Below are 23,507 nucleotides of genomic sequence, written 5' to 3'. Positions count from 1 at the left end.
CCTCGGCTCGTCGACAAGGCCCCCTCGGGGCCTTGCCTTCGCCTCGGCGCGCCGCGCATAGTTGTGCTCCGGCACATCAGCTAAGAAAGGATTTCGTCGTGCGTCGGCTTCGGATTGCCACCGTCCTCATCGTCAGCCTGCTGACCCTGCTCTGCCTGTTGCCGGCGCAAGCCGAACCGGGCACCGGCTGGTCGGTGCTGCTCGACGAACAGGCCAGCCTGCAGCTCTCCGACGTGCGCTCCGAGCGCTACCGCAACCAGTTCAGCCCCCTGGCGCTGAACCAACTGGATGGCGCCCTCCCCGACCAGGCCCTGTGGCTGCACTATCGCCTCGAACCCGGCGAGCAGGAGCAACTGGTCCGTATCTTCGCCCCCGACCTGTCGCGCCTGGACCTCTACGCCCTCGAGGGCGACAAGCTGCTACGCCAGTTGCACCACGGCCGACAGGGCGAGAATGCCAGCCCCACCCTGCATGGCAGCGACCATGTGCTGCCGCTGCCGCGCAGCAGCCAGGCGGTGGACGTCTACCTGCGCCTGGTGTCGGAACACCAGCTGCGCCCGGCCATCAGCCTGGAGCCGGCGGCCAAGGCTGCCGCCGACCAGCGCCAGCCGCTGCTGTTCGGCCTGTTGTTCGGCGGCCTGGTGATGCTGATCCTGCATAACCTGATCCGCTACGCCTACACCCGCTCCACCACCACCCTGACCTTGGCGCTGTACCACGCCCTGATGCTGCTCAGCGCGCTGATCCTGCTGAACCTCAGCGGCCCCTGGTGGCACCTGTGGTACAGCGCCCAGACCCCGGCCGCCTACCTGACCCTGGTGCTGGCCGGGCTGGCCGGGCTGTTCTTCACCCTGCACTTCTTCACCCCGCGCAGCTCGGCCAGGCTGAACCGCCTGCTGCACATGGAGATGCTGGTGGCCGGGGTCAGCGGCCTGGTGCTGCTGTTCGTCGACACCCTGCCGCTGAACCTGATGACCTACGCCCTGCTCGCCCTGGGCAGCCTGAGCATGCTGCTGATCAGCAGCTACCACTGGTACAAGGGCTACACCCCGGCGCGGCTGTTCACCCTGGCCATGCTGGTGTTCAACCTCGGCGGCCTGGTGCTGCTGCCGGCCCTGCTCGGCCTCACCCGCACCTCCACGCCCTGGCTGCTGTGCGTGCTGCTGGCGCTGACCGTGGTCAGCGGCCTGTTGCTCAACCTGGCCGTCAGCGAACGCCTGCGGCGGATCAGCGAGGAGCGCTTCAGCGCCAGTCGCGCCCTGGCCGCCAGCGACGCCGAGATCAATGCCAAGGCCGAGTTCCTGGCCAAGATCAGCCACGAAATCCGCACGCCCATGAACGGCGTGCTGGGCATGACCGAGCTGCTGCTGGGCACGCCGCTGTCGGTCAAGCAACGCGACTACGTGCAGACCATCCACAGCGCCGGCAACGAGCTGCTGACGCTGATCAACGAGATCCTCGACATCTCCAAGCTCGAGTCGCGGCAGATCGAGCTGGACGACGTGCAGTTCGACCTCAACGCGCTGATCGAGGACTGCCTGAACATCTTCCGGGCCAAGGCCGAGCAGCAGAACATCGAGCTGATCAGCTTCACCCAGCCCCAGGTGCCACGGGTGATCAGCGGCGATCCGACGCGCCTGCGCCAGGCCTTGTCGAGCCTGCTCGACAACGCGCTGAAGAACACCGAGCAGGGCGAAATCCTGCTGGTGGTGGCCCTCGACCAGCGCGGTGACACCCCGCGCCTGCGGATCGCCGTGCAGGACAGCGGCGAGCCCATGCCCGCGGCCGAGCGCGATGCCCTGCTGCAGGCCGAGTTGCACAGCCGTCACTTCCTGTCCAGCAACAAGCTGGGCGGCCACCTTGGCCTGGTGATCGCCAAGCAACTGATCGGCCTGATGCAGGGCGAATTCGGCATCAAGACCAGCGCCAACATGGGCAACACCCTGTGGCTGACCCTGCCGCTGGATCCGCAACGCCTGGAGCAGCCGCCCACCGACCTCGACGGCCCGCTGCGCGATGCCCGGGTGCTGGTGGTCGACGACAACGACACCTGCCGCAAGGTCCTGGTGCAGCAATGCAGCGCCTGGGGCATGAACGTCAGCGCGGTGCCTTCCGGCAAGGAAGCCCTGGCCCTGCTGCGCACCAAGGCGCACCTGCGCGACTACTTCGATGCCGTGCTTTTGGACCAGAACATGCCCGGCATGACCGGCATGCAGCTGGCGGCGAAAATCAAGGAAGACCCGAGCCTGAACCACGACATCCTGGTGGTGATGCTCACCGGTATCAGCAACGCGCCGAGCAAGATCATCGCGCGCAATGCCGGGGTCAAGCGCATCCTCGCCAAACCCGTGGCCGGCTACACGCTCAAGACCACCCTGGCCGAGGAACTGGCGCTGCGCGGCCGCGAGCTGGCCATGCCGAGCGCACCGGCCGGCACCCCGCCAGCGCTGGACCTGCCCCGCGACTTCCGCATCCTGGTGGCCGAGGACAACAGCATCTCGACCAAGGTCATCCGTGGCATGCTGGGCAAGCTCAACCTCGAACCGGACACCGCCGCCAACGGCGAGGAAGCCTTGCAGGCGATGAAGGCGCGGCGCTACGACCTGGTGCTGATGGACTGCGAGATGCCGATCCTCGATGGCTTCTCCGCCACCCAGCAGATCCGTGCCTGGGAAACCGCCAACCAGCGCCCGCGCACGCCGGTGGTGGCACTGACCGCGCACATCCTCACCGAGCACAAGGAACGCGCGCGCCTGGCCGGCATGGACGGGCACATGGCCAAGCCGGTGGAATTGTCGCAATTGCGCGAACTGGTGCAGTTCTGGGCGGGGCAGCGGCAGGTGGTTACCGACCCCCTCGACTGAAACACCGCGGGCAGCGCTATCGGTGTAGGAGCGGCCTTGCGTCGCGAATGGGCTGCACAGCAGCCCCGACCATTTCTGCTATAGCTGAGATCCTGGGGCCGCTCTGCGGCCCTTTCCGACCGGTCCGACGCCTCGGCAAGGCCGCTCCTACAGGTTCCGTGCTATACAGATGCCTCTCTTTTCCGCCTGGACCCGCCCCCATGCTCCATGAGTTGTTCAGCGTCTATCTGAAAATGCTTGTGCTCTACAGCCCGTTCTTCGTGCTGTCGTGCTTCATCGGCCTGACCCGCGGCCACTCCAGCAAGGAACGCAAGCAGCTGGCCTGGCGCGTCGCCATCGCCACGCTGATCGCCAGCGTGCTGCTGTACCTGTTCGGGCGGGTGATCTTCGGCGTGTTCGGCATTACCGCCGACGCCTTTCGCATCGGCGCAGGCTCAGTGTTGTTCATCTCGGCCCTGGGCATGGCCCAGGGCAAGTCGGCGATCCAGACCGACAACGTGCAGCAGGACGTCACCATCGTGCCGCTGACCATCCCGCTGACCGTGGGCCCCGGCACCATCGGCGCACTGCTGGTGATGGGGGTTGGCCAGCCACACTGGGACGACAAGCTGCTGGCCATCGTCAGCATCGCCCTGGCCAGCTTCACCGTGGGCCTGGTGCTGTATCTCTCGCACCGCATCGAACGGTTGCTCGGCGACCAGGGCTTGCAGATCGTCAGCCGCTTGATGGGGCTGTTCGTCTGCGCCCTGGCGGCGCAGATCATCTTCACCGGGATCAAGGGCTACCTGGTGCCCTGATCGCGGGTCGCCTCAGGGCTTGGCCGGGTACCAGCGCGGGGTGTACACCCACTCGCCGCCGTCGGCACGGGGGAAGGTGCAGGTGGTCGAGGAGCCGACCAGCACCATGGTGCGCATGTCGACCATCTCGGGCACCAGCTCGCCCAGGGTGACCACCCGCAGGGTCTGCCCCGGGCGCCCGATGTCACGCCCCAGCACCACCGGCGTATGCGCCTGGCGATGGCGGCGCACCACTTCCAGTGCGTGGCCCAGTTGATGCGGCCGCGACCTGGAGATCGGGTTGTAGAACGCCAGCACCAGGTCGGCCTGGGCCGCCAGGTCGAGGCGTTTCTCGATGATCGACCAGGGCTTGAGGTTGTCCGACAGCGACATCACGCAGAAGTCGTGGCCCAACGGTGCCCCGGCTTGCGCGGCGGTGGCCAGGGAGGCCGAGACGCCCGGCAGGATCTCAAGCTCGACCCGCTGCCAGGCCGGGTCAGTGGATTCGTGCAGCGCCTCGAGCACCGCGGCGGCCATGGCGAACACCCCCGGATCACCCGACGACACCACCACCACCGAACGCCCTTGCGCCGCCAGCTCGAAGGCATGGCGGGCGCGCTGCATCTCTTCGCGGTTGTCGGTGCAGTGCAGCACCTGGTCGTCGCGGAACGGGCCGGCCATGCGCACGTAGGTTTCGTAACCGAGCACGTCCTGGGCACGGGCCAGCTCGGCCTTGACCGCCGGCACCATCAGCTCGGCGGCGCCCGGGCCTAGGCCGATCACGGCCAGGCGACCCCGGCGACGGCCCAGGCGCTCGACCTCGATCGGCGCGGGGGCAATGGCCACGGCCAATTCGCCAAGGCTTTCGATCCGCGCCTGGGGCAGTTCGGTGCCGAGCATTTGCTGCAGGCTCGCGCCTGCCGGCGCGAAGCGCAAGGCGACGTTCAGCGCCTGTGCGGCCTCATGCAGCGCAGGCTCGGCCATCTCGGTCTCGCTCGCCAGCAGGCAGGCCAGGGCCGGCTCGGCAATGCCTGCGGCCTGCAAGCGCTCACGCACCCGCTGCGCCAGGCCGGCCTCACCGGCCGCAACCGCCACCACCACGCAGCGCGCGTGGATCAGCAACTCGTCACGGCTGGCGGGGCGTGCAGCGCAGCCAACATGGATGGTGCGTTGCGCATCGGCGCTGGCCGGCAACTGCGCCTGATCCAGCCACGGCGCGTCGCCTTCGATACGCACGGCCTCGCCCGCCAACAGGTCGGAGACGAAACGCTTGCCCTGTTCCAGGTCCGCCAGGGCATAGCCTGGCGGTGGGTTGAGCAGGCAAGTGCCAAAGCGCAGCTCGCCACTGGTGGTGATTGCCGCTGGCACACCCAGCGCCTCGCCAAGCGCGCGCGCCATGACGTTGACCCCGCCCAGGCCACCCAGCAGCGGTACCACGGCGCTGCCGTCCTCGGCCACGGCCAGTACCGGTGGCTCGACGCCTTTTTCGCTCAACAGTGGCGCCAGGCTGCGAATGACGATCCCCGCCGCGCACAGGGCGATGATCGGCGTGTCTTGCCGATACAGCTCGCGCAGGGTGTCGCCGAAGACTGCGTAGTAACGCTCGGCCCCCTCCACACGCCCTTGCAGGCCATGGATCACCGCCTGTGGATAACGCTGCTGGATACGCTGCGCGGTGGCCAGGCTGCCCGGGCCGAGAATGACGATTGCCGGTGCCTCGATCATCCCTGCCATTTTTCACCCGGCACGATGATCAGCGAGAAGTAGGGCGAAGACTGTGGGTCGACCGCGTCCAGCGCGACGATCTTCTGGTTGGCCATGGTCGCCCGCTCGACGTACAGCGCACGGCCATCCAGGCCCAGCTCGGCGAGCACCTGGCGTACCTTGGGGAAGTTGCGCCCCAGCTTCATGATCACCGCCGCATCGGCGTCGGCCAGGCGGCGCTTGAGTTCGTCATGCGCCAGCACGCCCGAGAGCACGGTGAGGGTCTGGTTGCGGTACACCAGCGGCGCGCCGAGTACCGAGGCGCCCCCGAGCATCGAGCACACACCTGGAATCACCTGCGCTTCGTAGCGCGAGGCCAGGCGGTCGTGCAGGTACATGTAGGAGCCATAGAAGAACGGGTCCCCTTCGCAGATCACCGCCACGTCGCGGCCGGCGTCCAGGTGTTCGGCCACCTGCACGCTGGCTGCGTCGTAGAAGTCGCTGATCACCTGCTCGTAGGACAGCGGCGCCGGCAATGCCTCGGTGGTCACCGGGTAGACCAGCGGCAGCAGGGTCTGTTCGGCTTGCAGGTGCGCCTCGATGATGCCGAAGGCATTGCCGCGCTTGCCCTTGGCCACGAAGTACGCCACCACCGGCGCTTCGCGCAGCAGGCGCAACGCCTTGAGCGTAATCAGTTCGGGGTCGCCCGGGCCCACACCCAGGCCCAGCAGTCGTCCACGTGCGTGCATCATTCCACCTCCGTGGCCAGGGCGTTGACCGCGGCGGCAGCCATCGCGCTGCCGCCCAGGCGGCCCTGCATGATCACGAACGGCACCCCACGGCTGTCGGCGGCGAGCATGGCCTTGGATTCGGCGGCGCCGACGAAGCCCACCGGGAAGCCGAGGATCAGCGCCGGTTTCGGCGCCCCGGCGTCGAGCATTTCAAGCAGGTAGAACAACGCGGTCGGCGCGTTGCCGATCACCACCACGCTGCCTTCCAGGTGCGGGCGCCACAGCTCCAGGGCCACCGCCGAGCGGGTATTGCCCTCGGCCTTGGCCAGGTCCGGCACGCTTGGGTCGCGCAGGGTGCAGATCACCGGGTTGTTGGCCGGCAGGCGGGCGCGGGTGATGCCTTCGGCGACCATGTGCGCGTCGCAGAGGATCGGCGCGCCCTTGGCCAGGGCCTCGCGGCCGGCGCGGCCGGCGCCTGCCGAGAACTGCAGGCCGTCGATGGCCTCGACCATGCCGCAGGCATGGATCACTCGCACGGCGAGCTTTTCGAGATCGGCGGGGATGCGCTCGAGCCGGGCCTCCTCGCGGATGATGCGGAAGGAATTGCGATAGATCTCCTGACCATCGCGGATGTAGTCAATCATCAAGGTGCTCCGTCGGCAGGTCGAGCATGGCGCCTGCTTCTTCTGGGGTGAGGTTGGCGCCGTGCAGCCTGCCGAAGCCCGGCAGGCGCGCGTCGCGCAAGTAAAGGTCATAGCGGCCCGGGGCGCGGGCCAGCAGGGTGGCCGGGGCGGTGTGGGCCATGGCGCAGGAACGAGGGCAGGCAGACAAGTGCACGCTGCCCGGGGCACCGTGGCGCAACAGGGCGGCCAGGGTAACGGCGTCGGCCTTGGTGTCGGCCTGGGCCTTGGCGCAACCGCTGGAGCCGGTGCAGGCGACCACTCGCGCCAACGGATGCGCGTTGTGGCAGAGCATGCCGCAGGCCACCAGTTGCGCGCGTGCGTTTTCCAGCGCCGGCGGCTCGAGGGAGGTCAGCACCAGGCTCTGCCAAGGGCTCAGCCGCATGCTGCCATCGCCCCATTGCCGGGCGATGCGCGCGGCACTGCGCAGCATGGCCGGCGTCAGCCGCCCCAGGGGTGGCGCGACGCCCAGGGCCACGCCCTGGCGCTGGGGCAGCACGCCCAACCATGGGCTTGTCGTGGCCGGGCGCTGCCAGGCCATCGAGGTGCTCTCGACTTGGATCGCCAGCCCTTCCAGAAAGTGCGCCTGCGGGCACACCTGCAGCAATTGACGCATGCGCGACTGCTCGGGCGTCGCCAGGTCGAGGAAGCGCTCCAGTACCGCGCGCACCAGCGCCAGCCCTTGCTCTACCGGCACCGCCCCCAGCGCCTGGCCATTCGACAGGCTGCTCGCGAGCCCGAAGCGCAACCAGATTCGGCCTTCGCCTGGCATCGCGGACAACCACAGATCATGGGCATGTTCGCGCATCGTCAACGCTTCGCCGCCATCGAGTTGCACGGCGAACTTGGCCGACAGCTTGTGGAACCGGGGGGTGCTTTCCAGCAGGTCGAGGATTTGACCGGCCAATGGCCGGGTGTCGAACAACATGGCCGGATCGAGCCCGGCCAGAGGGCTGAGCATGAGGTTGCGCACATCATCGCCCGCCGCGTCACGCGGGCCGAGCCCGGCGGCCAGCAGATACTCGACCAGCCCGTCGTGATTCTGGCCTATGCCACGGATCTGCAGGTTGGCGCGGTTGGTCGCCTCGATCACCCCAGCGGCGAAGCGTTCGGCGGCGTCGGCCACGGCATCGGCCTGGTCGGCCAGCAGCAGGCCACCGGGCAGCTTGATCCGGCAGATGCCACCGTCGCGCGCGGCAACGATGCGCCACAACCCCGGGCAGGCCGAGGGACGGGGCAAAACTTCGGTGGGCAGGGGCGGCTTCAAGGAGGCATCCGGCAATCGTGAAAGTGCGCTTCAGTGTAGAAGGCGCGGTATTATGCCTGCTTTGTCCGACGGCATGAAAAACCGGTGGTCGCACGCTAAGACGAACCGCGGGACAAGCCTGCTCCCACGTCGCTTCCTGGGAGCAGGCTTGCCCCGCGATCAATGATTGGTACGAGGAACAGATGGCCCCCTGGCTGACAGTAATAGGTATCGGCGAAGACGGTTTCAGCGGCCTGGGCAAACAGGCCCGGCGCGCGCTGCTGTCAGCCACCCGGATCTTTGGCAGCCCGCGCCAGCTGGCCCTGCTACCCCGCTGCGTGACCGCCAAGCAACTGACCTGGCCCAGCCCTTTCTCCCTGACCCCGGTCATGGCCCTGCGCGGCGAGCCGGTCTGCGTGCTGGCCAGCGGCGACCCGATGTTCTACGGCGTCGGCGCCAGCCTGGCGCGCCAACTCCCCGCCGAGGAGCTGCAAGTGCTGTCGATGCCCTCCTCCTGCGCCCTGGCCGCCGCCCGCCTGGGCTGGCCGTTACAGGACGTGCAGGTGGTGTCGGTGGTGGCCCGGCCGCTGGCCGCGCTCAATGCCCATCTGCACAGCGGCATGCGCCTGCTGGTGCTGAGCAACGACGAAAGCAGCCCGGCGGCCATTGCCGCGCAGCTGCGCGAACGTGGCTTCGGCCCCAGCCGTCTGCAGGTGTTCGAACACCTCGGCGGCCCACAGGAACGAACGCTGAGCGGCAGCGCCGACGACTGGCCACATACCAACATCGCTCTACTCAACCTGGTCGCCATCGAATGCCAGGCCTCGCTTGACGCCCCGCGCCTGCCTCGCGTGGCCGGCCTGCCTGACAGCGCTTTTCGTCACGACGGCCAGCTGACCAAGCGCGACGTGCGAGCAATCACCCTGTCCCGCCTGGCACCGCAACCGGGCGAACTGCTGTGGGACGTAGGTGCCGGTTGCGGCTCCATCGGCATCGAATGGATGCGCGCCCACCCCAGCTGCCGCGCCCTTGCGATCGAGGCTGACGAGGGCCGCCAGGGCTACATCGAATACAACCGCGACACCCTCGGCGTGCCCGGCCTGCAACTGATCCGCGGCAAGGCACCCGAAGCGTTGGCCGGGCTGGAACGTCCGGACGCGATTTTCATCGGCGGCGGCGTTACCCGCGAAGGCGTGCTCGATCTGTGCTGGGAGCGCCTGCTGCCAGGCGGACGCCTGGTTGCCAACGCCGTCACGCTGCAAAGCGAAGTCGCCCTGGCGCAGTTTCGCGACCAACACGGCGGCGAGCTGACCCGTATCCATATCGCCCACACCCAGCCACTGGGCAGCTTCGACACCTGGCGCCAGGCCCTGCCGATCACTTTGCTCGACGTGGTGAAGCCCGTCGATGCGTGAAGAAACCCTCGAACAGCCCGCGCCCCTGCGCAGCGGCCTGACCACCGGCAGCTGCGCCACCGCCACCAGCCTGGCGGCGGCGCGCCTGCTGCTGACCGGCCAGCACAATGACGCGGTGCACATCACCCTGCCCAAGGGCAAAGTGGTAGAGATGCGCCTGGAGTTCTGCCATCTCAAAGGCGAAGCCGCCGAAGCCGGCACCCTGAAAGATGCCGGCGACGACCCCGATGTCACCCATGGCGCCCTGCTCTACAGCCAGGTGCGCCTGCTGGCCGAGCCCGGCATTCGCTTTGTCGCCGGGCAAGGCGTGGGGACCGTGACCCGCCCGGGGCTGGTGCTGGGCGTCGGCGAGCCGGCGATCAACCCGGTGCCGCGCAGGATGATCGGCGACCACTTGCAACAGTTGGCCAGCGAATGCGGCTATGGCGGCGGCTTCGAAGTCACGGTCAATGTCCAGGGTGGCGAGTCGCTGGCCCTGAAGACCATGAACCCGCGCCTGGGCATCCTCGGCGGGCTGTCGATCCTCGGTACCAGCGGCATCGTCCGGCCGTTTTCCTGCTCGGCCTACATCGCCTCGATCCACCAGGGCATCGACGTCGCCCACACCAACGGCTACACGCACATCGCCGCCTGCACCGGCAACGCCAGCGAAGACACCATGCGCCGGGTCTACGACCTGCCCGAGATCGCCCTGATCGAGATGGGCGACTTCGTCGGCGCCGTGCTCAAGCACCTGCGCAAGGTGCCGGTGCCGCGCCTCACGCTGTGCGGCGGCTTCGGCAAGATCAGCAAGCTGGCGGCCGGGCACATGGACCTGCACAGCCGCCATTCGAGCATCGACCTGCCGCAGCTGGCGGGCTGGGCAGCGGCCATCGGCGCCGATACCACGCTGCAACAGGCCATCGTCGGCGCCAACACCAGCCAGCAGGCGCTGGCTATGGCCCACGCCGCCGGTATCGCGCTCGGCGACGAGGTCTGCCGTCACGCCCTGCTCTTCGCCCGCAGCGTGGTGCCGGCCGAGGTGCAAGTCGAAGTGTTCGCCATCGACCGCCAGGGCGGTATCGTCGGCAAGGCGGGTGTGCAATGAACGGGCGCATCCTGCTACTTGGCGGCATTACCGAAGCCCTGGCCATCGCCCGACAACTGGGTCCGCTGCATGTCTACAGCCTCGCTGGCATCGGCCGTATTCCCCAGGACCTGGCGTGCCAGGTGCGGGTTGGCGGTTATGGCGGCGACGCAGGCCTGGCCAGCTATCTGCGCGCCGAAGGCATCGACCTGCTGATCGACGCCACCCACCCCTACGCCGCGCAGATCAGCGCCAACGCCGCTCTGGCCGCCACCAGCGCCGGCATCCCCTGCTGGGCACTGCGTCGTCCGGCCTGGCAGGCGCAGGCGGGGGATGACTGGCGCGAAGTGGCTGACTGGGCCGAACTGATCGAGGCGCTCGCACCCTTCGAGCGACCGCTGTTCACCCTCGGCCGTGAACCGCTGCAACATCTGAATGAAATACCGCACCACCAGTTCTGGACCCTGCGCGCCCTCGAGGCCTACCCCGGCAATGAACGCTGCGAGGTGATCGGTGCGCGCGGGCCGTTCCTCATCGACGATGAACGTGCCCTGTTCGAGCGTCGGCGGGTCGACGTGCTGGTGAGCAAGAACAGTGGCAGCACAGCCACCGAGCCGAAGCTCGAGGTGGCGCGGGAACGAGGTATCCCGGTGCTAGTGCTCAAGCGGCCGGCGCTGCCGGAAGTGGATCGGGCGTTTCAGGATGCAGCAGCGGTACTGGAGGCTCTCGGCCGGTTCAAGGCCTGACTCGCAAGCTGTATATCCCATTGACATATCCAATCCTCGAATTAAACTCCGGACATACATTTACGCTTTCAAGGAGGCCCATCATGGAGCAAGGTGCAGTCTTCAAAAGCAACCGCAGCCAGGCTATCCGCATGCCAAAAGCCCTCGCCCTTCCAGAAGACGTCACCCGCGTGGACATCGTCGCGGTGGGGCGTTCGCGCATCATCTCGCCTGCCGGCGAATGCTGGGATAGCTGGTTCGAGGGTGACGATGTGAGTGCGGACTTCATGGCCAGCAGGGAACAGCCAGCCGACCAGGAGCGCGAAGGATTCTGATGCTCAGGTACATGCTCGATACCAACATCTGCATTTTCACCATCAAGAACAAGCCACAGGTAGTGCGTGAGGCATTCAATCGCTACCACGGCCAACTGGCCATCAGCACGGTCACCCTGATGGAGTTGATCTACGGCGCGGAAAAATCCGCAGCGCCAGAGCGTAACCTGGCCATTGTCGAAGGGTTCGCCGCACGGCTCGATGTGCTTGACTACGACATTCAGGGCGCAGCTCACACCGCGCAGCTACGTGCGGAGCTGGCCAAGACCGGCACGCCCATCGGCCCCTACGACAGAATGATTGCCGGCCACGCCCGCGCTCGCGGCCTTACCCTGGTGACCAACAACCTGCGCGAGTTCCAGCGTGTACCTGGCTTGCGTGTGGAAGACTGGGTGACACACCCATGCTGACGGCCACGAGATGGCCCTGTGCCTTGATCCTGCCGTAGAATCACCCCTCCCCTTCTGGAAGGCTCCGCCCATATGGAAATGCAATGGTGGATCTGGCTCGTCTTCGGCGTGGCCCTGATCCTGCTGGAACTGGTGCTCCCCACCTTCTTCATTCTCTGGTTCGGCATCGGCGCCGTGCTGGTGTCGTTCGTCTCGCTACTCGCCCCCAGCCTGCAACTCGATATGCAGGGTTTGCTGTGGGTGGTGTTCTCGTCGATCACCACCGTGCTCTGGTTCAAGGTGTTCCGGCGCAAGAAAGCGGACGTGCGCTGGACCGCCGATAGCGTGATCGGCGAGGTCGGCCTGCTGACCAGCGCCGTGTCGCAGTTCCAGAAAGGCCGCGTGCGTTTCCAGAAACCGATCCTCGGCAACGAGGAATGGACCTGCATCTCGGACAGCGATATCCCCGCCGGCGAGCGCGTGCGCCTGGCTGCCATCGAAGGCAACACCGCCCGGGTCACCCGGGCCTGAATCCGCACTAAAAGGAAGTTCGCAAGCATGACCAGCCTCATCGTCGTCGCCACCCTCGCTGTATTCGTACTGATCACCGTGTTCAAGGGCGTGCGCATCGTGCCCCAGGGCGAGGAATGGATCGTCGAGCGCCTGGGCCGTTACCACAGCACCCTCAAGCCGGGCCTGAACATCGTCATTCCGTACATGGACGTGGTCGCCTACCGCCTGCCGACCAAGGACATCATCCTCGACGTGCAGCAGCAGGAGATCATCACCAAGGACAACGCGGTGATCGTCGCCAACGCCCTGTGCTTCGCCAAGGTGGTCGACCCGCAGAAGGCCTCCTACGGCGTGCAGAACTTTTCCTTCGCCGTGACCAGCCTGACCATGACCTCGCTGCGCGCCATCGTCGGCGCCATGGACCTGGACGAAGCGCTGTCCAGCCGCGAGCAGATCAAGGCGCGCCTGCGCGAGGCGATGTCCGAGCAGACCGAAGACTGGGGCGTGACCGTGCGCTCGGTGGAGATCCAGGACATCAAGCCGTCGCCGAGCATGCAGACCGCCATGGAGCGCCAGGCAGCCGCCGAGCGTGAGCGTAAAGCCGACGTGACCCGCGCCGAGGGCAACAAGCAGGCGGCGATCCTCGAGGCCGAGGCGCGCCTGCAAGCCGCCAAGCTGGACGCCGAAGCCCAGGTCAACCTGGCAGAAGCCTCGGCCCGGGCAATCACCCTGGTCAAGGAAGCGGTGGGTAGCGAGACCGTGCCGGCCATGTACCTGCTGGGCGAGCGTTACATCGGTGCTATGGAGAACCTGGCGGCCAGCGACAATTCGAAAGTCGTGGTGCTGCCGGCTGACCTGCAAGAGACCGTGCGCGGGCTGCTAGGCCGCGGCAAGGTCTGATAGCGCGGCTTGCTGGCGAACCACTCGCCCCCAGGTGCGGCACTTCACCGCACCCCGGCGTTTTTACCTATACTCCGCCGTACAATAGCCACCACGATTCCTGACCGGATCTCTCCATGCCCCCACGTCGGCACATCGCCTGGATAGCCTGCCTTGCAGTGCTGTTCAACCTGCTGGCCATGCCGCTGTCCTCTGCCGCGCCCAAGGGCCCGGCCGAACAGCTGCTGTGGGGGGCTTTCTGCTCCAGCATGGCCAACAAGGCCAAGGTCGATGTCCAGGCCCTGGCCAAGATCGACCTGGGGCCGCAAAGCGACGACAGCGCCAGCATGACGAACTGCTGGTGCTGCCTGGGCGCGGCGCCCTTGCTGGCCTTGCCCGTCTATCCGCCCCAGCTGCACAACCCGCCGCTGCTGCCCGCCGGGCACCTGCCACACCTCGCCGACTACCAACCCACGCCGCGCCAGCTCTGGCCCGCGCTCAATCCCCGTGCCTCTCCACTGGCCTGAGTTCACTACGCTGTCCATCAGAACCTGAACAGACCGGAGACTCACCATGCTCAAGCAAGCCCTCGTCCTGGCCGCCCTGCTGCTGCCCGGCGCCTACGCCAACGCCCACGAATACAGCGTCGGCGACCTGCACATCGCCCACCCCTGGTCGCTGGAACTGCCGCCGAACGCACCCAACGTGGCGGCCTACTTCGTCGTGCACAACAACGGCAAGGCCGACGACCGCCTGCTCTCGGTAAACAGCCCAATCAGCGACGACGCCCAGCTGCACGAGCACGTGATGAGCGCCGCCGGCGCCATGAAGATGCAACAGGTGCAGAGCGTGGTGGTACCCGCAGGCAAGGACCTGACCTTCGCCCCCAGCGCCTACCACGTGATGATCATGCAGCCCAAGGACCGCAGCCTGCTCACCGACGGCAAGCGCTTCGCGCTGACCCTGCACTTCGAGAAAGCCGGTGACGTCACCGTCGATGTCGCCGTGCAGAAGCAGCCTCCGGCCGAGCAAGGCGCGGCGCACGCGCACTGACCGACTGACAGGCGCTCGCCATGAGCCTGCCGCGCAACAGCTCCGCCCGCAGCACCCGCCCTGATCGCAGGCGCGTCGGTGGCGGCTGGCTGAGCCTGTTCGCCATGTGGATGATCTTCATCGGCCCGCTGGTGTCCCAGTCGATGCCGATGGAGCACCACGCCGGCATGGCCATGCCCATGGACATGTCGATGAACATGCCCATGGCCCAGGGTCACGACGCGCACCACGGCCACGGCAACGATGGCCAGCTGCATGTCATGTGGGAGAAGTGCGGCTACTGCAGCCTGCTGTTCAACTGCCCCGCCCTGCCCCAAAGCCTCAGCCCGCTCAGCGCAGGCAGCGTCACCCCACCCAGCCACCTCACCGTTGCCACGCGCCAGGGCCATGCCCGGCAGGCCGTCTTCCCCGGCGCCCGCAGCCGCGCGCCGCCCCTTTCGATCCTCGTCTGAACACAACGCTATCAATGCCCGAAGCCAGGAGGCTTCGCGCTGACTCATGACTGATCGACTGGAATCATTATGTCCGGCTGCACCCCTGTTTTTGCCCTTTCCCTGCGTGGGACCATCGCCGTGCTGTGCGGCTCGTTGCTCGCGCCACTGGCCCTGGCCGCCGAAACCGGCCATCAAGGCCAGGTACACGACACCGCCGAGCTGAGCCCGACGGTGATCACCGCCATCGCCCCAAGCTCGCCGCTGACCGTGGTCACCAACCCCAAGGACCCACGCCAGCCGGTGCCGGCCAGCGACGGCGGCGACTACCTCAAGACCATCCCCGGCTTCTCGGTGATCCGTGCCGGCGGCACCAACGGCGACCCGGTGCTGCGCGGCATGTTCGGCTCGCGCCTAAATATCCTCACCAACGGCGGCATGATGCTCGGCGCCTGCCCGGGCCGCATGGACGCGCCAACCTCGTACATCTCGCCGGAAACCTACGACCGCCTCACGGTGATCAAGGGCCCGCAGAGCGTGATCTGGGGCCCCGGCGGCTCCGCCGGCACCATCCTGTTCGAACGTGACCCGGAGAAATTCGGCGAGCTGGGCAGCCGGGTCAACGCCAGCATGCTGGCCGGCTCCAACGGCCGCTTCGACAAGGTGCTCGACGCCGCGGCCGGCAACCCGCTCGGCTATGTGCGCTTCGTCGGCAACCAGTCGCACTCGGACGACTTCGAGGACGGCAACGGCGACACCGTGCCGTCGCGCTGGAACAAGTGGAACGGCGACGTCACGCTTGGCTGGACCCCGGACGCCGACACCCTGCTCGAGCTGACCGCCGGCAAGGGCGATGGCGAGGCGCGTTCGGCCGGGCGTGGCATGGACGGCTCGCAGTTCAAGCGTGAAAGCCTGGGGCTGCGTTTCGAAAAATCCAATATTGGCGAGGTGCTCGACAAGGTCGAGGCGCAGGTCTATTACAACTACGCCGACCACGTGATGGACAACTACACCCTGCGCACGCCCGTCGGCATGGCCATGGCCAGCAACGTCGACCGCCGCACCCTCGGCGCACGGATCAAGGCGACCTGGCGCTGGGCCGATGTACAGCTGATCAGCGGCATCGATGCCCAAACCAACGAGCACCGCAAGCGCAACGGCATGGGCATCGACACGTACAAGGCCAAGCCCTGGGACAAGGACGCCGACTTCCATAACTACGGCGTGTTCGGCGAGTTGACCTGGTACGCCACCGGCGAGGACCGGTTGATCACCGGCGCGCGCCTGGACCGCGCCTCGGCCCGCGATTTCCGCAAGGGCATCGCTACCAGCGGCGACACCCGGGCCGATACCTTGCCCAGTGGCTTCGTGCGCTATGAGCATGACCTGGCCGCCGTGCCGGCCACCACCTACATCGGCCTGGGCCACTCCCAGCGCTTCCCCGACTACTGGGAGCTGTTCTCGCCGACCCTGGCACCCACCGGTTCGGTGAATGCCTTCGACGGCATCAAGCCGGAGAAGACCACCCAGCTCGACTTCGGCATCCAGTACCGCGACGAACGCCTGGAGGCCTGGGCATCGGGTTACGTCGGGCAGATCCGTGACTACATCCTGTTCGACTATGTGCCGGGCAAAGGCGGCATGGGCAGCAAGCTGGTGTCCCAGGCGCAGAACATCGATGCGCGCATCATGGGCGGCGAACTGGGCGCGGCCTACAGGCTGACCGACAACTGGAAGGCCGATGCCACCCTGGCCTACGCCTGGGGCAAGAACAGCAGCGATGGCAAGGCCCTGCCACAGATGCCACCGCTGGAAAGCCGCCTGGGCCTGACCTACAGCCGCGACACCTGGAGCGTCGGCGCCCTGTGGCGCCTGGTGGCGGAGCAGAACCGCATCGCCAAGAACCAGGGCAACGTGGTGGGCAAGGACTACGACAAGAGCGCCGGCTTCGGCGTGTTTTCCCTCAACGGTGCCTACAAGGTGAACAACAACCTCAAGCTCAGCGCGGGCGTCGACAACCTGTTCGACAAGGCCTACGCCGAGCACCTGAACCTGGCCGGGAACGCCGGGTTCGGCTACCCGGCGAACAGCGTGCAGCCGGTCAACGAGCCAGGCAGGACCTTCTGGACCAAGGTCGACTTCAGCTTCTGACAACAACAAACGGGCGCGGGGCCTGACCGCGCCCACTCAAGGTCTACGGGAGGCTCCCATGAGCAAACCAAATGTATCGTTCTACAACCTGGCGTGGCGCTGGCATTTCTATGCCGGGCTGTTCGTGGCGCCGTTCATGATCCTGCTGGCAATCACCGGGATCATCTACCTGTTCAAGCCGCAGCTCGATCCCTTGATGTACCGCGAGCTGATGGTGGTCGAGGCCGGCCATCACCGTCAAAGCGCCGACAGCCTGCTGGCCAGCGTGCGCCAGGCTTATCCACAGGGCCATGTCGGCCAGTACCTGCCACCACTGAATGCCGAGCGCAGCGCGCAGTTCGTGGTGCATGACGGCGGGCGCGAACTCAACGTCTTCGTCGACCCGTACAGCGCCAAGGTGCTGGGCGAGCAGGATGGCAAGCAGAACCTGCAGGCCATCGCCCGCGCCCTGCATGGCGAACTGATGGTCGGCACGCTCGGTGACCGGCTGGTGGAACTGGCGGCGGGCTGGGGCATCGTCCTGGTGGTGTCCGGCCTCTATCTCTGGTGGCCACGCGGGCGCAGCAGCGCGGGCGTGCTGTGGCCACGTTTCAGCGCGCGTGGCCGCTTGCTGTGGCGCGACCTGCATGCCGTCACCGGTTTCTGGGGCTCGGCCCTGCTGCTGTTGATGCTGCTCAGCGGCATGACCTGGACCGGGCTGTGGGGCAAGCAGTATGCCGACCTGTGGAACCGCTTCCCGGCGGCCATGTGGAATGACGTGCCCAAGTCCGACCAACAAGCGCGCGCGCTCAACAACGCCCATCGCCAGACCGTGCCGTGGGCGATGGAAAACACGCCGATGCCGGTATCCGGCGCCCACGCCGAGCATGCCGGGCATCACAGCATGGACACTGCCCCCGCTGCGCCGCAGGTCAGCCTGCAACAGGTCGAGGATGTCGCCAGCCTGCGCAAGGTCGAACCGGGCTACAGCATCACCCTGCCGACCAGTGCCGAGGGCGTGTTCACCATCGCGGTGTTCGCCGACGATCCGCGCAACGACGCCACCTTGCATGTGGACCAGTACACCGGCCAGGTGCTGGCCGACGTGCGCTGGCAGGACTACAGCCCGGTGGCCCGCGCCACGGAGCTTGGGGTGATGCTGCACGAGGGCAAGATGTTCGGGGCGTTGAACCAGCTCGTCATCCTGCTGGTGTGCCTGATGATCCTGCTGGGCTCGGTGAGCGGGCTGGTGATGTGGTGCAAGCGCAAGCCCACCGGTGGGCTGGGGGTGCCGCCGCTGCGCCATGACTTGCCGCGCTGGAAGATGGCGGTGGGGGTGATGGTGCTGCTGGGCATCGCCTTCCCGTTGGTGGGGATTTCGATGGTGGTGATGTGGGGAGTGGATAGCCTGGTGGTCAGGCGCCGGGGCATGGTTCGGGCTTGAGATTGCCGGGGGCGCTTTGCGCCCCTTTCGCGACACAAGGCCGCTCCTACAGGGGGACGCGGTCGCCGGTACGAGCGGCCTTGTGTCGCGAAAGGGCTGCGCAGCAGCCCCAGGATGTGTGCTCCATCCATTGACCGCGATCATGTCCCCGACCGCCCTGTACCGCCAAGATCGTGCCGATCTGCCACACCCGCGATTGGAACGCGACGTGATAGCCTACTTGGCTTTCGCTCACAAAAAGACTGACCCTCAATGGAATGCAGCCTATGACCCGGACCTCCCAGACACCCTCCGAAGAGCAGCACCTGCAACGCAACCTGACCAACCGTCACATCCAGCTCATCGCCATCGGCGGCGCCATCGGCACCGGCCTGTTCATGGGTTCGGGCAAGACCATCAGCCTGGCCGGGCCGTCGATCATCTTCGTCTACATGATCATCGGCTTCATGCTGTTCTTCGTCATGCGCGCCATGGGCGAGCTGCTGCTGTCGAACCTCAACTACAAGTCGTTCATCGATTTCTCCGCCGACCTGCTCGGCCCCTGGGCCGGCTACTTCACCGGCTGGACCTACTGGTTCTGCTGGGTGGTCACCGGCATCGCCGACGTGGTGGCGATCGCCGCCTACACGCAATTCTGGTTCCCGGAGCTGCCGCAGTGGATACCGGCGCTGAGCTGCGTGGCCCTGCTGTTGTCGCTGAACCTGGTGACGGTGAAGATGTTCGGCGAAATGGAGTTCTGGTTCGCCCTGATCAAGATCATCGCCATCATGGGCCTGGTCGCCACCGGCCTGTACATGGTCATCACCGGTTTCCAGTCGCCAAGCGGGCACACCGCGACCCTGGCCAACCTGTGGAATGACGGCGGCATGTTCCCCAACGGCCTGCTCGGCTTCTTCGCCGGCTTCCAGATCGCCGTGTTCGCCTTCGTCGGCATCGAGCTGGTGGGCACCACCGCGGCGGAAGCGAAGAACCCCGAGCGCACCCTGCCGCGGGCGATCAACTCGATCCCGGTGCGGATCATCGTGTTCTACGTGCTGGCACTGATCGCGATCATGGCGGTCACCCCATGGCGCGACGTGGTGCCGGGCAAGAGCCCGTTCGTCGAGCTGTTCGTGCTGGCCGGCCTGCCGGCGGCGGCGAGCATCATCAACTTCGTGGTGCTGACCTCGGCGGCCTCGTCGGCCAACAGCGGCGTGTTCTCCACCAGCCGCATGCTGTTCGGCCTGGCCCAGGAGGGCGATGCGCCCAAGGCGTTCGAGAAACTCTCGCGCCGCGCGGTGCCGGCCAACGGCCTGTACTTCTCCTGCACCTGCCTGCTGCTGGGCGCGGTGCTGATCTACCTGGTACCCAATGTGATCGAAGCCTTCACCCTGGTGACGACGGTATCGGCGGTGCTGTTCATGTTCGTCTGGACGCTGATCCTGCTGTCGTACCTGAGCTACCGCAAACAGCGCGCGGCGCTGCATGAGCAGTCCACCTACAAGATGCCCGGCGGGCGCTTCATGTGCTACGTGTGCCTGGTGTTCTTCGCCGGCATCCTGGTGCTGTTGAGCCTGGAGGCCGACACCCGCTCGGCGCTGGTGGTGACGCCGATCTGGTTCCTGATCCTGGCGGTGACCTATCAGTTCGTGCGTAGCAGGCGCCAGCCGCGTACCGCCGTGCGCGAGGCGTCGAACCGCTGATCGCGGGGGCTGCTGCGCAGCCCATTCGCCAGCAAGGCTGGCTCCTACAGGTACAGCGCACGCTCCGAAACCTGCGCGGGACCTGTAGGAGCCAGCCTTGCTGGCGAATGGGCGCGCAACGCCCCTACTGTCTCAACCCTGCTCCAACCCCTCGAGCACCGCCTCGGCCAACGCCAGGCCTTTCTCCAGCGAGTTCTCCGTCGCCGTCAGCAAACTGCGCAACGGCTCCCCCGCCTTTTCCAGCGCCGCGGCATTGCTCTCATACGCCGCCTTCAACGCCGCCACGGCGCACACCAGCGCATCCTCGCTATCGACCCCAGCCTGTACCGAAAGCATCGGGGCATGGGCGTGATTGCAGGTGCCGAAATGGGAACTGGCGGTGACAGGACGGGATTTGCCCGAGGTGAGGTTGACCAGCGATTCCTGGTTCATGGCTGCACCTCTCGATGAAAGGTGGCGAACCCAGCAAATGCGAACGGTGGATCTGGAACGATCTTCTTGAGCATGGTGCATCTCCTTGCAGCTCTCTCTTTTAGAAGCTTCGCGCCCATACGCCAGGATGGGTGGACGAAGCCGTGCGGGTTGGCGTGCCGGCAGAGAGAACCGGTGAGCCCGAAGGCTCCCACACACGGCTTCGCCCATAACGGGTGCAGCCATGCAGAACACCGCCGCAAGCTGCGTCAGTGCTCGATCTCTCTGAATACGGGACGCCAATCCCGAACCGCAGAATCTACTGCGGTGCGGCACGGTACTCAAGTAACTGGGGTGTGTCAAAATGTTCACCGTCAACGCCCACTAACAGTGCGCGAACTCAAACCCGCGCACCCAATCGGCGCACAAATTGCCCCGCCCCGGACAATTCCACGCCTACCCAGCCCGGCACGTGCCTTGCTTGAGCATCGAGCACAGTTTGCAGCCTTCCGCCTTGCGAGACCGCACCATGAATTATCAGCTGCGCGATGCCCTGCCCGACGACCTGCCGGGCATCCTCGACATCTACAACGACGCCGTGGCCAACACCACGGCGATCTGGAACGAAACCCCGGTGGACCTGGCCAACCGCCTGGCCTGGTTCGAGGCGCGTGCGCAACAGGGTTACCCGATCCTCGTCACAGTCGATGAATCCGGTGTGTTGGGCTATGCCTCGTTTGGCGACTGGCGGCCGTTCGAGGGCTTTCGCCATACCGTCGAGCATTCGGTGTACGTGCGGGGTGACCAGCGCGGCAAAGGCCTGGGCCCCGACCTGATGGAAGCGCTCATCGAGCGTGCACGCCATTGCAACAAGCATGTGATGGTCGCCGCCATCGAAAGCGGCAACGCCGCGTCGATCCGCCTGCACGAACGCCTGGGCTTCAACATCACCGGGCAAATGCCACAGGTGGGCGTGAAGTTCGGGCGCTGGCTGGACCTGACCTTCATGCAACTGTATCTGGATGACAGCCCCCTACCCCCTTCAAGGACCTGAAGCCCATGAAGAGCGCGCAACTGCACCGCGTGACCCACGAAGGCCTGGCGTATTACCGCGACAGCCTGGTGGCCCTTTTGCTGGATGCGGTGCGCCAGGGCGCTTCGGTGGGGTTTCTGGCCGATATCGACGAACAGCAGGCCAAGGCCTACTTCGATGAGGTGAAGGCAAAGCTGGCCAGTGGCGAGCAACTGCTCTGGGTCATCGCTCAGGGGCAGGAGGTGCTGGGTAGCGTGCAACTGGGGCTGTGCCTCAAGCCCAATGGACTGAACCGGGGCGAAGTGCAGAAATTGCTGGTGCACAGCGATGCCCGGCGGCGTGGGCTGGGGCAGCAACTGATGGGGGCGCTGGAGGCCGAGGCGCGACGGATCGGGCGGGGGATGCTGTTTCTCGATACCGAGGCAGGGTCTGGGGCGCAGGCGTTCTATCGGGCGCTGGGGTATAGCAAGGCGGGGGAGATTCCGGACTATGCCTGTGGGCCGGAAGGGGTTTATCGGGCTACGGCGTTGTACTTCAAGGTGATCGCGAAAGCGTCGTGAACCTGGGGGCGCTTTGCGCCCCTATCGCGACACAAGGCCGCTCCTACAGGGGAACGCGATCTCCTGTAGGAGCGGCCTTGTGTCGCGATAGGGCTGCGCAGCAGCCCCAGGATCTCACAGACCATACCCATCACATCTGGGTAAACCGCCCCAACCGCTGCTTCAACATGCTGTTCTCGCTGCGCAACTGCTGCACCTCTTCCAGCAACTCCAACGCCAGCGCCACCCCTTCCCACTCCAGCTCCAGTTGCTCATGCAGCTTCACCGCGCGCTTGAGCGTCACCGGCGCGCGGTCGTCGAACACCCATTCCTCAGGCGTTCGCCCCGACGGTTCGACAATGCCGTGCTCGACGATCTCGATCACGCAATCGGCCGTGAGATCGGCCTCCTGACACAGGGTACGCATGTCCAGTTGAACGATCAGGGTGCTGCTCATGATCACTTACTCCATTGAGTCCTCGGGTTGAACGCGGCTTTCTCGGAGAGCTGGGTCCACAGTGCGCGAGTTGCGTCATCGGATTGGGCGGGCATCACCACCTTGAGCTGGGCGTACAGGTCGCCGCGTTCGCCCTGCTTGTTCAACAGGCCCATGCCCTTGACCCGCAGGCGCTGGCCGCTCTGGCTGTCGGGGCGGATGGTCAGGTTGATCTTGCCGGTCAGGGTCGGCACGGCCACCTTGGCGCCGAGCGCCGCTTCCCACGGCGCCAGCGGCACGGTGATGATCAGGTCATGACCTTCGACATCGAACTGCGGGTGCGGTGCCATGCGAATGGTCAGGAACAAGTCGCCATTGGCGCCACCGCCGACGCCGGGCGCGCCCTGGCCCTTGAGGCGGATGCGCTCGCCGTCGGTCACCCCGGCGGGGATCTTCACGTTCAGCGTTTTCGTGGTGAAGCCGGTGCGCTGCCCGGCGGCATTGGTCTGCGGCACCTGGAAGCTGATCTGCTTGGATTCCTTGTTCAGGGTCTCTTCGAGGAACACCGCCAGTTCAAGCTCCACGTCCTGCCCCCGCCTGCCGGCACTGCGTTGTTGCCGGCCACCGCCGCCGAAAGGGTTGCCGCCCCGGGCGCCGAAGATCGAGCTGAAAAAGTCGGAGAAATCGCCGCCCTCGAAGCCGCCAGCAGCGCCGCCGCGCGACTCCCAGCCGGGTGGCGCCTGGAACGGCCGGCCATGCTGGCCGCCATACTTGCGGATCTCGTCGTACTCGGCGCGCTTGTCCTTGTCGCCCAGCACTTCGTAGGCCTCGTTGGCCTCCTTGAATTTGTCCTCGGCGTCACGCTCCTTGCTGACGTCGGGGTGATACTTGCGCGCAAGCTTGCGGTACGCGGCCTTGATCGCCTTGTCGTCCGCGCTCGCCTCGACGCCGAGTATCTTGTAGTAGTCTTTGAAGTCCATCTGGGGATCACCGATGTGAATGTGCGTATTGCTACTGAAGATTGG

At 66.4% G+C, this 23,507-nt stretch carries 24 protein-coding genes; 17 read left to right on the top strand and 7 right to left on the bottom strand.

Translation table 11 applies throughout. From position 1 onward, the window contains the following. Nucleotides 1-98: 98 nt before the first annotated feature. Nucleotides 99-2,864 carry a hybrid sensor histidine kinase/response regulator gene (locus tag NJG22_RS14785; RefSeq protein WP_253095505.1) on the top strand — a complete coding sequence of 922 codons (2,766 nt, stop codon included), beginning with the start codon at nucleotides 99-101 and terminating at the stop codon, nucleotides 2,862-2,864. A 200-nt stretch (nucleotides 2,865-3,064) separates the two neighbouring features. Then, complete coding sequence (locus tag NJG22_RS14780) at nucleotides 3,065-3,661, top strand: MarC family protein (RefSeq protein WP_253095503.1); 597 nt, start codon at nucleotides 3,065-3,067, stop codon at nucleotides 3,659-3,661. A 12-nt stretch (nucleotides 3,662-3,673) separates the two neighbouring features. Here the strand turns inward: NJG22_RS14780 and cobJ are convergent, their stop codons facing one another. From cobJ to cobG, 4 genes are read right to left on the bottom strand one after another with little or no spacing between them, the layout of a single operon-like run. Beyond that, a complete protein-coding gene (gene cobJ / locus NJG22_RS14775) occupies nucleotides 3,674-5,365 on the bottom strand; it encodes a precorrin-3B C(17)-methyltransferase (protein WP_253095599.1) in 1,692 nt (563 codons plus the stop codon). Further along, entirely contained in the window at nucleotides 5,362-6,096 is a 735-nt protein-coding gene (locus tag NJG22_RS14770; RefSeq protein ID WP_253095501.1) for a precorrin-2 C(20)-methyltransferase, read from the bottom strand. The genes cobJ and NJG22_RS14770 overlap by 4 nt, the downstream gene beginning before the upstream one ends. Beyond that, a complete protein-coding gene (locus NJG22_RS14765; protein WP_253095499.1) occupies nucleotides 6,093-6,719 on the bottom strand; it encodes a precorrin-8X methylmutase in 627 nt (208 codons plus the stop codon). Before NJG22_RS14765 ends, NJG22_RS14770 begins: the two co-directional genes overlap by 4 nt. Beyond that, entirely contained in the window at nucleotides 6,712-8,022 is a 1,311-nt protein-coding gene (gene cobG, locus NJG22_RS14760) for a precorrin-3B synthase (RefSeq protein ID WP_290444944.1), read from the bottom strand. The genes NJG22_RS14765 and cobG overlap by 8 nt, the downstream gene beginning before the upstream one ends. Nucleotides 8,023-8,204: 182 nt before the next feature. Here cobG and cbiE point away from each other — a divergent pair, with 182 nt between their 5' ends. The 13 genes from cbiE (at nucleotide 8,205) to cycA (ending at nucleotide 20,063) form a co-directional block, all read left to right on the top strand. Next, entirely contained in the window at nucleotides 8,205-9,416 is a 1,212-nt protein-coding gene (gene cbiE / locus NJG22_RS14755) for a precorrin-6y C5,15-methyltransferase (decarboxylating) subunit CbiE (RefSeq protein ID WP_253095497.1), read from the top strand. Continuing rightward, a complete protein-coding gene (locus NJG22_RS14750; RefSeq protein WP_253095496.1) occupies nucleotides 9,409-10,503 on the top strand; it encodes a cobalt-precorrin-5B (C(1))-methyltransferase in 1,095 nt (364 codons plus the stop codon). The genes cbiE and NJG22_RS14750 overlap by 8 nt, the downstream gene beginning before the upstream one ends. Then, nucleotides 10,500-11,228, top strand: a complete 729-nt coding sequence (locus NJG22_RS14745; protein WP_253095494.1) for a cobalt-precorrin-6A reductase — start codon at nucleotides 10,500-10,502, stop codon at nucleotides 11,226-11,228. The genes NJG22_RS14750 and NJG22_RS14745 overlap by 4 nt, the downstream gene beginning before the upstream one ends. Before the next feature lie 83 nt (nucleotides 11,229-11,311). Further along, nucleotides 11,312-11,542: a type II toxin-antitoxin system VapB family antitoxin gene (gene vapB / locus NJG22_RS14740; protein WP_253095492.1), complete on the top strand. Its 231-nt coding sequence runs from the start codon at nucleotides 11,312-11,314 to the stop codon at nucleotides 11,540-11,542. Further along, nucleotides 11,542-11,952, top strand: coding sequence for a tRNA(fMet)-specific endonuclease VapC (gene vapC / locus NJG22_RS14735; RefSeq protein ID WP_253095489.1), 411 nt, complete (start codon nucleotides 11,542-11,544; stop codon nucleotides 11,950-11,952). The genes vapB and vapC overlap by 1 nt, the downstream gene beginning before the upstream one ends. Before the next feature lie 72 nt (nucleotides 11,953-12,024). Then, the gene (locus tag NJG22_RS14730) at nucleotides 12,025-12,462 is read left to right on the top strand and encodes an NfeD family protein (RefSeq protein WP_134692558.1); all 438 of its coding nucleotides are present in this window, start codon (nucleotides 12,025-12,027) and stop codon (nucleotides 12,460-12,462) included. Between the two features lie 27 nt (nucleotides 12,463-12,489). Then, nucleotides 12,490-13,344 carry an SPFH domain-containing protein gene (locus tag NJG22_RS14725; protein ID WP_253095488.1) on the top strand — a complete coding sequence of 285 codons (855 nt, stop codon included), beginning with the start codon at nucleotides 12,490-12,492 and terminating at the stop codon, nucleotides 13,342-13,344. 116 nt (nucleotides 13,345-13,460) lie between these two features. Then, nucleotides 13,461-13,850, top strand: a complete 390-nt coding sequence (locus tag NJG22_RS14720) for a DUF2946 domain-containing protein (RefSeq protein WP_253095486.1) — start codon at nucleotides 13,461-13,463, stop codon at nucleotides 13,848-13,850. A gap of 46 nt (nucleotides 13,851-13,896) precedes the next feature. Further along, nucleotides 13,897-14,376, top strand: a complete 480-nt coding sequence (locus tag NJG22_RS14715) for a copper chaperone PCu(A)C (protein WP_253095484.1) — start codon at nucleotides 13,897-13,899, stop codon at nucleotides 14,374-14,376. A 20-nt stretch (nucleotides 14,377-14,396) separates the two neighbouring features. Next, nucleotides 14,397-14,828 (top strand): DUF2946 domain-containing protein, encoded by a 432-nt coding sequence (locus NJG22_RS14710; RefSeq protein WP_253095482.1) that lies wholly within the window; start codon nucleotides 14,397-14,399, stop codon nucleotides 14,826-14,828. A gap of 69 nt (nucleotides 14,829-14,897) precedes the next feature. Beyond that, nucleotides 14,898-16,958: a TonB-dependent copper receptor gene (locus tag NJG22_RS14705; protein WP_253095480.1), complete on the top strand. Its 2,061-nt coding sequence runs from the start codon at nucleotides 14,898-14,900 to the stop codon at nucleotides 16,956-16,958. A 58-nt stretch (nucleotides 16,959-17,016) separates the two neighbouring features. After that, on the top strand, nucleotides 17,017-18,381 hold the full coding sequence (locus tag NJG22_RS14700; protein ID WP_253095479.1) for a PepSY domain-containing protein: 1,365 nt from the start codon (nucleotides 17,017-17,019) through the stop codon (nucleotides 18,379-18,381). Between the two features lie 266 nt (nucleotides 18,382-18,647). Further along, nucleotides 18,648-20,063: a D-serine/D-alanine/glycine transporter gene (gene cycA / locus NJG22_RS14695; RefSeq protein WP_253095478.1), complete on the top strand. Its 1,416-nt coding sequence runs from the start codon at nucleotides 18,648-18,650 to the stop codon at nucleotides 20,061-20,063. A 132-nt stretch (nucleotides 20,064-20,195) separates the two neighbouring features. Here the strand turns inward: cycA and NJG22_RS14690 are convergent, their stop codons facing one another. Beyond that, the gene (locus NJG22_RS14690; protein ID WP_253095477.1) at nucleotides 20,196-20,495 is read right to left on the bottom strand and encodes a hypothetical protein; all 300 of its coding nucleotides are present in this window, start codon (nucleotides 20,493-20,495) and stop codon (nucleotides 20,196-20,198) included. A gap of 508 nt (nucleotides 20,496-21,003) precedes the next feature. Here NJG22_RS14690 and NJG22_RS14685 point away from each other — a divergent pair. Together NJG22_RS14685 and NJG22_RS14680 are read left to right on the top strand one after the other, a co-directional pair. Further along, the gene (locus NJG22_RS14685; RefSeq protein ID WP_253095476.1) at nucleotides 21,004-21,528 is read left to right on the top strand and encodes a GNAT family N-acetyltransferase; all 525 of its coding nucleotides are present in this window, start codon (nucleotides 21,004-21,006) and stop codon (nucleotides 21,526-21,528) included. Between the two features lie 5 nt (nucleotides 21,529-21,533). Then, nucleotides 21,534-22,067, top strand: a complete 534-nt coding sequence (locus NJG22_RS14680; RefSeq protein WP_253095475.1) for a GNAT family N-acetyltransferase — start codon at nucleotides 21,534-21,536, stop codon at nucleotides 22,065-22,067. A gap of 130 nt (nucleotides 22,068-22,197) precedes the next feature. Here the strand turns inward: NJG22_RS14680 and NJG22_RS14675 are convergent, their stop codons facing one another. Then, the gene (locus NJG22_RS14675) at nucleotides 22,198-22,503 is read right to left on the bottom strand and encodes a chaperone modulator CbpM (RefSeq protein WP_253095474.1); all 306 of its coding nucleotides are present in this window, start codon (nucleotides 22,501-22,503) and stop codon (nucleotides 22,198-22,200) included. A gap of 2 nt (nucleotides 22,504-22,505) precedes the next feature. Then, nucleotides 22,506-23,462 carry a curved DNA-binding protein gene (gene cbpA / locus NJG22_RS14670; RefSeq protein ID WP_253095473.1) on the bottom strand — a complete coding sequence of 319 codons (957 nt, stop codon included), beginning with the start codon at nucleotides 23,460-23,462 and terminating at the stop codon, nucleotides 22,506-22,508. Nucleotides 23,463-23,507 lie beyond the last annotated feature (45 nt).

The sequence above is a fragment of the Pseudomonas sp. VA159-2 genome (assembly GCF_024126635.1).
Lineage (GTDB): Bacteria > Pseudomonadota > Gammaproteobacteria > Pseudomonadales > Pseudomonadaceae > Aquipseudomonas > Aquipseudomonas muyukensis.
The sequence above is the reverse complement of the archived record's forward strand: the minus strand, read 5'-3'. Positions and strand labels throughout refer to the sequence as shown.